13 protein-coding genes are annotated in these 12,154 nt (G+C 67.1%); 8 read left to right on the top strand and 5 right to left on the bottom strand.

Annotated elements, in window-relative coordinates:
* Nucleotides 1-15 precede the first annotated feature (15 nt).
* From ruvA to ACUSIJ_RS02945, 4 genes are all read right to left on the bottom strand, one after another.
* Nucleotides 16-633 carry a Holliday junction branch migration protein RuvA gene (gene ruvA / locus ACUSIJ_RS02960; protein ID WP_449306865.1) on the bottom strand — a complete coding sequence of 206 codons (618 nt, stop codon included), beginning with the start codon at nucleotides 631-633 and terminating at the stop codon, nucleotides 16-18.
* A complete protein-coding gene (gene ruvC, locus ACUSIJ_RS02955; RefSeq protein ID WP_449306864.1) occupies nucleotides 630-1,157 on the bottom strand; it encodes a crossover junction endodeoxyribonuclease RuvC in 528 nt (175 codons plus the stop codon). The genes ruvA and ruvC overlap by 4 nt, the downstream gene beginning before the upstream one ends.
* Before the next feature lie 80 nt (nucleotides 1,158-1,237).
* Nucleotides 1,238-1,615 carry a cell division protein ZapA gene (locus tag ACUSIJ_RS02950; protein ID WP_449306863.1) on the bottom strand — a complete coding sequence of 126 codons (378 nt, stop codon included), beginning with the start codon at nucleotides 1,613-1,615 and terminating at the stop codon, nucleotides 1,238-1,240.
* A gap of 4 nt (nucleotides 1,616-1,619) precedes the next feature.
* Nucleotides 1,620-1,892 carry a DUF4164 family protein gene (locus tag ACUSIJ_RS02945; protein WP_449306862.1) on the bottom strand — a complete coding sequence of 91 codons (273 nt, stop codon included), beginning with the start codon at nucleotides 1,890-1,892 and terminating at the stop codon, nucleotides 1,620-1,622.
* Between the two features lie 210 nt (nucleotides 1,893-2,102).
* On the opposite strand from ACUSIJ_RS02945, the gene tkt reads away from it, so the two are divergent.
* The 5 genes from tkt to ACUSIJ_RS02920 all read left to right on the top strand — a co-directional run bounded on the left by tkt (nucleotide 2,103) and on the right by ACUSIJ_RS02920 (nucleotide 8,331).
* Entirely contained in the window at nucleotides 2,103-4,100 is a 1,998-nt protein-coding gene (gene tkt / locus ACUSIJ_RS02940) for a transketolase (RefSeq protein ID WP_449306861.1), read from the top strand.
* A gap of 36 nt (nucleotides 4,101-4,136) precedes the next feature.
* Nucleotides 4,137-5,147: a type I glyceraldehyde-3-phosphate dehydrogenase gene (gene gap / locus ACUSIJ_RS02935; protein ID WP_449306860.1), complete on the top strand. Its 1,011-nt coding sequence runs from the start codon at nucleotides 4,137-4,139 to the stop codon at nucleotides 5,145-5,147.
* 78 nt (nucleotides 5,148-5,225) lie between these two features.
* Nucleotides 5,226-6,422, top strand: coding sequence for a phosphoglycerate kinase (locus tag ACUSIJ_RS02930; RefSeq protein ID WP_449306859.1), 1,197 nt, complete (start codon nucleotides 5,226-5,228; stop codon nucleotides 6,420-6,422).
* A gap of 81 nt (nucleotides 6,423-6,503) precedes the next feature.
* Nucleotides 6,504-7,571 (top strand): class II fructose-bisphosphate aldolase, encoded by a 1,068-nt coding sequence (gene fba, locus ACUSIJ_RS02925; protein ID WP_449306858.1) that lies wholly within the window; start codon nucleotides 6,504-6,506, stop codon nucleotides 7,569-7,571.
* A 1-nt stretch (nucleotide 7,572) separates the two neighbouring features.
* Nucleotides 7,573-8,331 carry a GNAT family N-acetyltransferase gene (locus tag ACUSIJ_RS02920; protein ID WP_449306857.1) on the top strand — a complete coding sequence of 253 codons (759 nt, stop codon included), beginning with the start codon at nucleotides 7,573-7,575 and terminating at the stop codon, nucleotides 8,329-8,331.
* A gap of 24 nt (nucleotides 8,332-8,355) precedes the next feature.
* Here ACUSIJ_RS02920 and phaR read toward each other — a convergent pair whose 3' ends face one another.
* Complete coding sequence (gene phaR, locus ACUSIJ_RS02915; protein WP_449306856.1) at nucleotides 8,356-8,961, bottom strand: polyhydroxyalkanoate synthesis repressor PhaR; 606 nt, start codon at nucleotides 8,959-8,961, stop codon at nucleotides 8,356-8,358.
* Nucleotides 8,962-9,254: 293 nt separating this feature from the next.
* On the opposite strand from phaR, the gene ACUSIJ_RS02910 reads away from it, so the two are divergent.
* From ACUSIJ_RS02910 to phbB, 3 genes are all read left to right on the top strand, one after another.
* Nucleotides 9,255-10,433: an acetyl-CoA C-acetyltransferase gene (locus ACUSIJ_RS02910; protein ID WP_449306855.1), complete on the top strand. Its 1,179-nt coding sequence runs from the start codon at nucleotides 9,255-9,257 to the stop codon at nucleotides 10,431-10,433.
* Nucleotides 10,434-10,920: 487 nt separating this feature from the next.
* Nucleotides 10,921-11,250 (top strand): hypothetical protein, encoded by a 330-nt coding sequence (locus ACUSIJ_RS02905; protein WP_449306854.1) that lies wholly within the window; start codon nucleotides 10,921-10,923, stop codon nucleotides 11,248-11,250.
* 158 nt (nucleotides 11,251-11,408) lie between these two features.
* A complete protein-coding gene (gene phbB / locus ACUSIJ_RS02900; RefSeq protein WP_449306991.1) occupies nucleotides 11,409-12,143 on the top strand; it encodes an acetoacetyl-CoA reductase in 735 nt (244 codons plus the stop codon).
* Nucleotides 12,144-12,154: the final 11 nt, after the last annotated feature.

The raw sequence follows: 12,154 nt of genomic DNA, 5'->3' as shown, positions 1-12,154 counted from the left end.
ACGACGTCTTCCGGCTCATGCGGCAAGCTCCCTGAGCGCGAGGCGGATGAGCGCCGCCGTCTCGGCCCCCTCACCTGCCCGTTCCGCCACCGCGGCTACGGCGCGCGCGGCCTGCGGCTCGCCGTAGCCCAGATTGACCAGCGCCGATACCGCATCCGCCACCGGCTGCGGCGCGTCCGGGGTGAGCGCGGGCGCGAGCGGCGCGGCCGTCTCGCCGGGGCCGGGCAGGAAGGCGGGCGCCTTGTCCTTCAATTCCGACACGAGACGCGCGGCAAGGCGCGGGCCGACGCCGGGCGCGCGGGCGAGCGCCGTCTTGTCGCCGCGCCCGATCGCCGTCGTCAGCGCTCCCGGATCGAGCACGGTCAGGATGCCGAGCGCCACCTTGGCGCCGACGCCCTGGACCGTTTGCAGGAGACGGAAGCACTCGCGCTCGGCCTCGGTGCGGAAGCCGTAGAGGCGGATCATGTCCTCGCGCACCACGGTCTCGATGGCGAGCGAGGCCACCTCGCCCGAGGCGGGCAGCGCCTGCAGGGTGCGCGCCGAGCAATGCACGAGATAGCCGACACCGTGCACGTCGAGAATGACATGATCTTCGCCATGACTGTCGACGATGCCCTTCAGCTTGCCAATCATGACGTTGCTTCCGCCAGGGCGCGGCCGAGCAGGCCGTGGGACTTGCGATGGTGCGCGTGGGTGATCGCGACCGCGAGCGCGTCGGCGGCGTCGGGCGTGCGGGCGTCGGAGAGCGGCAGCAGCACACGGATCATGGCGGCGATCTGCGCCTTCTCGGCATGGCCGACGCCCACCACCGTCTTCTTGACCTGATTGGCGGCGTATTCCGCAACCGCAAGCCCGGCGAGCGCCGGCACCAGCAGCGCCACGGCCCGGGCGTGGCCGAGCTTCAGCGTCGCCTGCGCATCCTTGTTGACGAAGGTTTCCTCCACCGCCACCTCGTCCGGCGACCACGCGCGCAACACCCCGTTCAGCCCGTCGTGCAACTGCCGCAGGCGGCCGGCCAAGGGCAGCGCCGCATCCGATTCCACGCAGCCGCAGCCGACGAACGACAGCCGCGAACCCGCCACCGCGATCACGCCCCAGCCCGTGCGGCGCAATCCCGGATCGATTCCCAGAATGCGAATCACCTTTCGTCCCGTCATCTGCTCCATTTATCAGAAACAAATGGAGAACTCATTAACCGGCGGAAATGGATCACAAGATACCGATCACAACATACCGATCACGCCTGCACGGTCGGCGTCAGGTCGGCGGTGACGGCCTCGACGCGCTCGGCGGCGGCGGTGATGGCCTGAGCAAAACGCGCCTCCTGCTCCCCGGCCCGCGCCTTCTCGGCGGCGAGCTCCGCCTGCAGGTCGGCGACGCGCCGCTCGGAGGCTGCGAGATCGTCGGCAATGGAGAACGCGGCCATGACGGTGAGGCGCAGATCGTCGATGGTGCCGAAGGCGGCGGCGAGTTCGCCGATGCGGGCATCGACCTTGGCGGCGAGCGCCACGATTCGCGCCTCGTCGCCCGCCTCGCACGCCATGCGGTAGGTGCGGCCGGCGATGGTGACGGACACATGCGCGACAGATGCCTGGGAGACGCCGCCCTCGGCCATGACTTCAGTTCCCCCGCTCACCCGTGAGCACGGCCTCGACCCGCTGGAGCGCCGCCGCGAGGCGCTCGTCCACGTCGCCGGCCACGGCCTCGAGCGTGGTGACCCGCGCCAGCGCCCCGTCGAGCTCGACGGCGAGCCGCGCGCGGTCGTCCTGGGCGAGCGCGAGCTCGGCCGGCAGATCGCCGCCGCGCCGTTCGCGCTCGAGCCGGCGCACGCCGGCGCGTTCCAGCGCGGCGATGGCGGCTTCGAGCCTTTCTAGCGCTTCAGCGAGCGACATGATGCTGCCCTCATCCGGGTGAATAATGACAATTCCCGATTTCGCGCAGGGTGAACGGGCGATTCCCGCCCGTCAATACGCGATAGCGGGCACTTATGTTTTGACTTGGGGATACAGCCTGCTATCAAGCCGGATTAATCGAACCGTCATCCACTCGAAAGGCCGGCCCGCACCGGCTCCGCATCCGCTCACGATCAGAGGATTGCCCCCGTGACAGCACAAGTCGAGCATAAAGAGCTTGCCAACGCCATCCGCGCCCTGGCGATCGACTCGGTGGAGAAGGCGAAGTCCGGGCATCCTGGCCTGCCGCTCGGCATGGCCGATGTCGCCACCGTGCTGTTCTCGCGCTTCCTCAAGTTTGATGCCGCCAACCCCGCCTGGCCCGACCGGGACCGCTTCGTCCTCTCCGCCGGCCACGGCTCGACGCTGATCTACGCGCTGCTCTATCTCACCGGCTCCGCCACCGTCACGCTCGACGAGCTGCGGCGATTCCGCCAGCTCCATTCGAAGACGCCGGGCCACCCGGAGAACTTCGTCACGCCGGGCATCGAGACCACCACGGGCCCGCTCGGGCAGGGCATCGCCACCGCCGTCGGCTTCGCGCTGGCCGAGCGGCTGCTCAACGCCGAATTCGGCCGCGATCTCGTCGATCACTTCACATATGTGCTCGCCTCCGACGGCGACCTGATGGAAGGCATCAGCCACGAGGCCATCGCGCTCGCCGGGCATCTCAAACTCAATCGCCTCATCGTGATCTGGGACGACAACGGCATCTCCATCGACGGCCCGCTATCGCTTTCCGATTCGGTCGATCAGGTGAAGCGCTTCGAGGCCGCCGGCTGGAACGCGTTCAGGGTCGACGGCCACGATCCGGAAGCCATCGCCGGCGCGATCCTGAGCGCCCAGAAAAGCGAGCGGCCGACGCTGATCGCGGCCAAGACCATCATCGGCTACGGCTCGCCCAGGAAGGCGGGCACGTCGAAGGCCCACGGCGAGCCGCTCGGCGCCGAGGAGCTCGTCGCCACCAAGGAGGCGCTCGGCTGGCCCCACGGCCCGTTCGAGATCCCGGCCGACATCCTCGACGCGTGGCGCGAGATCGGCGCGCGCGGCAAGGAGGCGCGCGAGGGCTGGCAGGCGAGACTCGCGGCCAAGCCCGAGGCGGAACGGACGGAATTCGCCCGTCGCATCACCGGCGAGCCGGACGCGCGCCGTCTGCACGCGGCCATCGACGCGCTCAAGACGCGGCTCGTCGCCGACAAGCCGACGCTCGCCACCCGCAAGGCGAGCGAGCTGGCGCTGGAGGCGCTCGTCAGCGAAGTGCCCGAGCTGCTTTTGGGGTCCGCGGACCTCACGCCCTCCAACAACACCCGCACGAAGGACCTGAAGGCCGTCGCGCCGGGCGACTACAGCGGCCGCTACATCCACTACGGCATCCGCGAGCACGCCATGGCGGCGGCGATGAACGGCATCCTCCAGCACGGCGGCTACCGGCCGGCCGGCGGCACGTTCCTGGTGTTTTCGGATTATGCGCGGCCCGCCATCCGGCTCGCGGCGCTGACGGGCACGCCCGCCATCTACGTCTTCACCCACGATTCCATCGGGCTCGGCGAGGACGGGCCGACGCACCAGCCGGTCGAGCATCTGGCGGCGCTGCGCGCCATCCCGAACCTGCGCGTGCTGCGCCCGGCCGATGCGGTCGAGACGGCGGAGGCGTGGCAGATCGCGCTCGGCCGCACCACCGGCCCCACGCTGCTCGCCCTCACCCGCCAGAACCTGCCCGCCGTGCGCACCGAACCCGCGCCGCAGAACCTCTCGGCCGCCGGCGCCTACGAGCTGTCGCCGGCCGACGGCGTGGCGCTGGCGACGATCTTCGCCTCGGGCTCCGAGGTCGAGATCGCGCTCGCAGCGCAGAAGCTGCTGCGGGAACGCGGCGTCGCGGCGCGCGTTGTATCGGTGCCGTCGCTGGAGCTGTTCCTGGACCAGCCCGACGACGTGCGTCAGGCCATCGTCGGCAACGCGCCGATCAAGGTCGCGGTCGAGGCGGCGGTGCGCTTCGGCTGGGATGCGGTGATCGGCCCGGACGGCGTCTTCGTCGGCCTGTCCGGCTTCGGCGCCAGCGCGCCCTACAAGGACCTCTACGCCTATTTCGGCATCACGGCGGAAGCGGTGGCCGAGAAAGTGCTGGCGCGCCACAACTCACAACACTGAACGATTCGGCAATTCTGACTGCGAGGAGACGGAAACATGGCGGTTCGCGTAGCAATCAACGGCTTCGGGCGCATCGGGCGCAACATCCTGCGCTCCATCATCGAGAGCGGCCGCACGGACGTCGAGGTGGTGGCGATCAACGACCTCGCCCCGGTGGAGACCAACGCCCACCTGCTGCGCTTCGACTCGGTGCACGGCCGCTTCCCGGGCGAGGTGAAGGTCGACGGCGACACCATCGACGTCGGCCGCGGCCCGATCAAGGTCACTGCCGTGCGCGATCCGGCCCAGTTGCCGCACCGGGAGCTCGGCGTCGACATCGCGCTTGAGTCCACCGGCATCTTCACCGCCCGCGACAAGGCGGCGGCGCACCTCGAGGCCGGCGCCAAGCGCGTCATCGTCTCGGCGCCGGCCGACGGCGCGGACTTCACCGTGGTCTACGGCGTCAACCACGATGGGCTCACGAAGGACCACCTCGTCATCTCGAACGCCTCGTGCACCACGAACGCGCTGGCGCCGGTCGCCAAGGTGCTTCACGATCTCGTGGGCATCGAGAGCGGCTTCATGACGACGGTCCACTCCTACACCAACGACCAGCCGTCGCTCGACCAGGTGCACAAGGACCTCTACCGCGCCCGCGCGGCGGCCCTTTCCCTGATCCCGACCTCGACGGGCGCAGCCAAGGCGGTGGGCCTCGTGCTGCCGGCGTTGAAGGGCAAGCTCGACGGCACCTCGATCCGCGTGCCCACCCCCAATGTCTCGGTCATCGACTTCAAGTTCGTGGCGAGCCGCGCCACGAGCGTCGAGGAGATCAACGCGGCCATCAAGGCGGCGGCCACGCAGGGTCCGCTGCAGGGCATCCTCGGCTTCACCGACCAGCCGAACGTGTCGATCGACTTCAACCACGATCCGCACTCGTCCGTGTTCGCCCTCGACCAGACCAAGGTCATCGACGGCAAGCTGGTGCGCGTGCTGAGCTGGTACGACAACGAATGGGGCTTCTCCAGCCGCATGTCGGACACGGCCGTCGCGTTCGCCAAGCTGATCTGATTCTTCTGGGACTGCGCGGGACGGCCGTTGGTCGCCACTGGATCGCCCCGCCTTGCTATTGACGGGAGTCTTCTGCCGATGACGGCGTTCCGCACACTCGACGAAGCCGATGTCAGGGGAAAGCGCGTGCTGGTGCGCGTCGATCTCAACGTGCCCACGGATGATGACGGGCACATTACCGATACCACGCGCATAGAACGCGCCACGCCGACGATCCGCGAGCTCGCCGACAAGGGCGCGCGGGTGGTGGTGCTGTCGCATTTCGGCCGCCCCAAGGGCCGTGACCCGAAGGAAAGCCTGCGCCCGCTCGCCGGCACCGTGGCGCAGGTGCTCGCACGCCCCGTCGCCTTCGCCGAGGACACAATCGGCGACACCGCCGAGGCCGCCGTCGCGGCGCTCGGCGACGGCGACATCGTGCTGCTGGAAAACACCCGCTTCCATGCGGGCGAGGAAAAGAACGACCCCGACTTCGTGCGCGCTCTCGCACGGCTCGGCGATATCTACGTCAACGACGCCTTCTCGGTCGCCCACCGCGCGCACGCCTCGACCGAGGGGCTGGCGCATGGGCTGCCCGCGTTCGCCGGGCGCACCATGCAGGCGGAACTCGAGGCGCTGTCGAAGGGGCTCGAGGAGCCGCAGCGGCCACTGGTGGCGGTCGTCGGCGGGGCCAAGGTCTCGACCAAGCTCGCGCTGCTGGAGAACCTCGTCACCAAGGTGGATGCCCTCGTCGTCGGCGGCGGCATGGCCAACACCTTCCTGCTGGCGCAGGGTGTTTCCATCGGCAAGTCCCTGGCCGAGCGCGATCTCGTCGACACCGCCCGGCAGATTCTGGCGGTGGCGGAAAAACACGGCTGCGCCATCATTCTGCCGGTCGACGCCGTGGTGGCGTGGGACTTCAAGGCGGGAGCCGAGAACCACGCCTACGGCCTCGACGCCATCCCGGACGACGGCATGATCCTCGACATCGGCCCGCAGTCGATCGAGCGCGTGCGCGCGGCCATAGACGACGCGCGTACGCTGGTGTGGAACGGTCCGCTCGGTGCCTTCGAGCTGGAGCCCTTCGACCGCGGCACCGTGGCAGCAGCGCACCACGCGGCGGAGCGCACGCGGGAGGGCAAGCTCGTGTCGGTGGCGGGCGGCGGCGACACCATCGCGGCGCTCAACAAGGCACAGGCGGCGGAGGATTTTTCCTACGTCTCGACGGCGGGCGGCGCGTTCCTCGAATGGCTGGAGGGCAAGCCCCTGCCCGGCGTGGCGGCGCTGGCGCACAGCTAAGGACGCCGTCTGAGCAATCGGCCGGGACAGGCCGTGCCAGCGGCTTGAGTGTCAAAAATACGTTTCGTTAGGAGGACGACCGTGGCTCGCATCACCCTGAGGCAGCTTCTCGATCACGCGGCAGAGCATGGCTATGGCGTGCCTGCCTTCAACATCAACAACATGGAACAGGGCCTCGCCATCATGGCGGCGGCGGACGCGGTGGACGCGCCCGTCATCATCCAGGCGAGCCGGGGCGCGCGCGCCTACGCCAACGACAAGGTGCTGGCGCGGCTCATCGACGCGCTCGTCGAGATCTACCCGCACATCCCGGTGTGCATGCATCTCGACCACGGCAACGCCGAACCCACCTGCGTCACCGCGCTGCAGAACGGCTTCACCTCGGTGATGATGGACGGCTCGCTCAAGGCCGACGGCAAGACGCCGGCGGACTACGAGTACAACGTCGCCATCACCAAGCGCGTCGCCGATATCGCCCACTGGGGCGGCGCTTCGGTCGAGGGTGAGCTCGGCGTGCTCGGCTCGCTGGAAACGGGCGAGGGCGACAAGGAGGACGGCCACGGCGCCGAGGGCAAGCTGTCGCACGACCAGCTCCTGACCGACCCCGACCAGGCCGTCGATTTCGTCAGGAAGACCAAGGTCGACGCGCTCGCCATCGCCATGGGCACCTCGCATGGCGCCTACAAGTTCAGCCGCAAGCCGGACGGCGCGATCCTCGCCATGCATGTCATCGAGGAGATCCACAAGCGCCTGCCGAACGTCCACCTCGTGATGCACGGCTCGTCATCGGTGCCGCAGGAGCTGCAGGACATCATCAACCAGTACGGCGGCGAGATGCCGCAGACCTGGGGCGTGCCGGTGGAGGAGATCGTGCGCGGCATCAGGCACGGCGTGCGCAAGGTCAACATCGACACCGACAACCGCCTCGCCATGACGGGCGCGATCCGCAAGGTGCTCGCGACCGACAAGGCCGAGTTCGACCCGCGCAAATACCTCAAGCCCGCCATGGAGGCGATGACGAAGCTGTGCAAGCAGCGGCTGGAGGAGTTCGGCACGGCCGGCAACGCCGCGAAGATCAAGGTGCTGCCGCTCGACGTGATTGCCAAGCGCTACGCCTCGGGCGAGCTCGACCCCAAGATTGCGGATTGATGTGGTCAACGCCGACGGTCCCGGCACGCAAGCGATCTGGTCCGGCCCTATCAGGACCGGGCGGCTCGACGAGCTGGACCGTCTGGCGGAGCTGGAAATCGACGCTGCACGCGCTCTGATCGAGGCGGGAGCCATTCCGCCGGAAGACCTTTCCGCGACACCACGTCCCATTATGGAGCAATGCGTGGCGGACGGGCTTCTGTTCGTCGCCGCGGATGAGGACGATGCCCCGCTCGGTTTCGTTGCTGCGGCAGAACGCGACGGTGCGCTCCATATCGGCGAGATCGACGTGTGGCGGCACCGGCAGGGGCGCGGTATCGGCCGTGCCCTGATGCTGGCAGCCGTTGCGGAAGCAAGGCGGCGGGGCTTGGCGGCGGCGATGCTCACGACCGACCGCCATGCTCCCTTCAACCGGCCGTTTTATGGGTCGCTCGGCTTTTGCGAAGCCGGCGGTGCATCCCTGCCGCCGGCGCTCGCCGCCGTTCTGCGATCGGAGATCGAGCGGGGACTGGACCCCGCCCGTAGGGTCGGCATGGTACTGCCTCTTGACGGCGGTTGCAGTGCAACAGCCCTTGAGCCGAAGAGGAAGCTGGCGCGCTCGACCGGGCGATTGCGCAAAGCCTTTCCGACGTCGACGCGGGACGGGTTCATGACCTCGACGAAGTCTGCGACGGGCTGGAAGAGAAATATCTGCGCAAGGCGAAAGAACGCCGAAACTCGTGAACGAATAAACTGTCCTGCGGTTCGATCCATCGACTAAAGAGACAGCGCGGCGTGCCGGGGTTCAGCCGCCCTCCCCGTCGTTCTTCTTCGCGGCGAGCGCATCGAGCCGCTGCTGCAGCTCCGCCACCTGCTTCTTGAGGGCATCGAGATCCGTCGCATCCGGTGCGGGCGCCGGGTCGGAGGCGGGCCGGCGGGTCGGGTCGTCCGTCTTCTGGGCGAAGGGCACGAACAGCTTCAAGGTCTCGTTGAACACTGCAACGTTGTTGCGCACCTGCTCCTCGATGGCATGGAAGGCGGCGGCCGGCCCGAACGACTGGGCGAATTTCTCGCGCAGCTTCTGCTGCTCGCGGGTGAAGTTCTCGATGGAGAATTCGAGATAGCTCGGCACCAGTGACTCGATGCTGTCGCCGTAGAAGCGGATAAGCTGGCGCAGGAAGGCGACCGGCAGCAGCGACTGCCCGTCCTTGCCCTCTTCCTCGAAGATGATCTGCGCCAGCACGGAGCGGGTGATGTCCTCGCCGGACTTGGCGTCGAACACGACGAAGTCCTCGCCCTGGCGTACCATGCCGGCCAGATCCTCGAGTGTCACATAAGTGCTGGTTCCCGTGTGATACAGGCGGCGATTAGCGTACTTCTTGATAACCGTGGGTTCTTTCTCGGTCGCCATGAGCCTTCCTACCGTCAATTCTCACCGTCCACAACGCGCAGCTACCCGCGAATTGATGCAGGTCATTGCGATGACATGTCGTCGGGGGACGATAGGCCGTTCGCGCGTTATCGCAAACCTTTTTCGCATTAAATCGTGCGCGGTTTCCGCTACCTGCCCGCCGCGCCCACGGTATCAACGCTTGACGCATCGCCCTCCGCGTCCAATGTGAGCGCGGGGAGAGGAGTTTCACCGCCCGCACGGGCAGACGCCCCGCAGAACGTTGCCAACAACGTCAACTGGAGATAGATCCCATGGCCTTCAAGGATATCGTCATCGTCGCTGCGGCGCGTTCCGCAGTCGGCTCGTTCAACGGCTCCTTCGCGACCCTTCCGGCGCATGATCTCGGTGCGCAGGTCATCCAGGCCGCTCTTTCCCGCGCGGGTATCGAGGCCGGAGACGTCGACGAAGTGATTCTCGGCCAGGTGCTGACCGCCGCCCAGGGCCAGAACCCGGCACGCCAGGCCGCCGTCAACGCCGGCATCCCGGTCGAGAAGACCGCATGGACGCTCAACCAGGTCTGCGGTTCGGGCCTGCGCACGGTCGCGATCGGCGCCCAGCAGATTGCCAACGGCGACGCCACCTTCATCGTCGCCGGCGGCCAGGAATCGATGACGCTCGCTCCCCATGCCGCCTATCTGCGCGCCGGCCAGAAGATGGGCGACCTCAACTTCATCGACACCATGATCAAGGACGGCCTGTGGGAAGCCTTCCACGGCTACCACATGGGCCAGACGGCCGAGAACGTCGCCCAGAAGTACCAGATCACCCGCGAGGAGCAGGACGAATTCGCCGTCGCCTCGCAGAACAAGGCCGAGGCCGCCCGCAACGCCGGCAAGTTCAAGGACGAGATCGTGCCGGTCACCGTCAAGACCCGCAAGGGCGATGTCCTCGTCGACACCGACGAGTACATCCGCGACGGCGCGACGCTGGAAGCGGTCGCCAAGCTGCGCCCGGCCTTCGCCAAGGACGGCACGGTGACGGCGGCCAACGCCTCGGGCCTCAACGACGGCGCGGCGATCCTCGTCATCACCACGGCCGAGGAAGCCGAGAAGCGCGGCCTCAAGGTGCTGGCGCGCCTCGCCTCGTGGGCGACGGCGGGCGTCGACCCCACCATCATGGGCACCGGCCCCATCCCGGCCGTGCGCAAGGCGCTGGAGAAGGCCGGCTGGAGCATCGACGACCTCGACCTGATCGAGGCCAACGAGGCCTTCGCCGCGCAGGCGATCTCGGTCAACAAGGACCTGGGCTGGGATACGTCGAAGGTGAACGTCAACGGCGGCGCCATCGCCATCGGCCACCCCATCGGCGCCTCGGGCGCGCGCATCCTCACCACGCTGCTGCATGAAATGCAGCGCCGCGACGCCAAGAAGGGCATCGCCACGCTGTGCATCGGCGGCGGCATGGGCGTGGCGCTCACCGTCGAGCGCTGAGGCTTTCCGCAAGCAAAGCAGAGCCGGGCCCGCGGTCTCCCGCCGGCCCGGCGCCTTTCGGCGCCCCTGCCCGCCGGAAATCATCGCCGCCGAATCCGTCGATCGACGGGCGCGCGTGCGGAAGGCGGATACGGATTCCCGAAAAACGATGTCCGATCAGAGAGATCGATCGGGATGGCGGCGCCGTCCCGCGTCCCGGGTTTGCGCCCGCCGCGGCCGGCGGGGCGTGCTCCAGTACATCCGAAGCAATACCTGCGTGCGGCGGCAGACATGAATTCGTTGCAAAGCAAACTATTGCTTGCCATAATGGTGCCGGATGTATTGCGGTGCGCCAATACTCATCCTGCGCCGCTTCGGGGCGAGGACGATGAAGAACTGCGTCGGCGGCATGCCGGGCGGATGGCAACCATCCGGCGAAACTTTCCGGCGCGTTCCGCGGGAGGGCGGCGGATGCCGTTTTCCTGACAGATTTATATAAAACAATAAGTTGGAGGCAATCGAGCCATTCAACGAACGCGAAGATGCCTCGGCTCCGGGAGCCACGATCCCGCTGCCGGATAGAGCCCTTGTCATTCTTCAACTGTCGGAGCCGGAGTGCTTTCCGATCGAGCGGAGTCGTTCGATCGATCATAATTTGCTCCAAATTAAAGCACTTAGAGGATTTTACCGTTTTCGTGAAACGGTAAAATCCTCTAAGGTTCGCGGAACGGACGCAGACGCCGTCAACGGCTCGTCGTTTGATTACAATTGCAACGATTGCCAAGCATATCGCGGCAGCGAAGGGGAAACACCAAGAGAAAATAATCCGAGAATTTGATCAATAGTAATAAATAATGAGATGATCCGGCTTATTGTTCCGATATCATCGGGCCGCGGTGCTGCGGGTCCCCAGAGGATGGAGCCGTCGGTTCCATTCCGCCCGTAAGCATTGGTAACCGGGGTAACCAATCCAGAAATCGTACAAAAAAGACAGGAATCACCATGGCACGGGTAGCACTAGTCACCGGAGGCACGCGCGGCATCGGCGCGGCCATCTCCAAGGCGCTGGCAGCGGAAGGACACAAGGTCGTCGCCAACTACGCTGGAAACGACGAGGCGGCTGCGAAGTTCAACGCCGAGACCGGGATTCCGGTCATCAAGTTCGACGTCGGCGACCCCGTCGCGTCGGCCGAGGGCATCGCCAAGATCGAAGCCGAGCACGGCCCGATCGACATCGTGGTCAACAATGCGGGCATCACCCGCGACGCCACCTTCCATCGCCTCACCCACGAGCAATGGTCGCAGGTGATCCGTACCAACCTCGATTCGGTGTTCAACGTGACACGGCCGGTGATCGAGGGGCTCAGGGCGCGCGGCTGGGGCCGCATCATCAACATCTCGTCCATCAACGGCCAGAAGGGGCAGGCTGGGCAGACGAACTATTCCGCCGCCAAGGCCGGCATCATCGGCTTCACCAAGGCGCTGGCGCAGGAGAATGCCGCCAAGGGCATCACGGTGAACGCCATCGCCCCCGGCTACATCGACACCGAGATGGTTCAGGCGGTGCCGGAAGAGGTGCTGAAGAAGATCATCGCCACCATCCCGACCGGCCGCCTCGGCCGCGCCGAGGAAGTCGCCGCCACGGTGGTGTTCCTGGCGTCCGAGGGAGCGAGCTTCTTCAACGGCTCGGTGCTGACCGTCAACGGCGCGCAGTACATCGCCAACGGCTGATGCCGATCCCC

Source organism: Pseudochelatococcus sp. B33 (genome assembly GCF_053570585.1).
The sequence above is the reverse complement of the archived record's forward strand: the minus strand, read 5'-3'. Positions and strand labels throughout refer to the sequence as shown.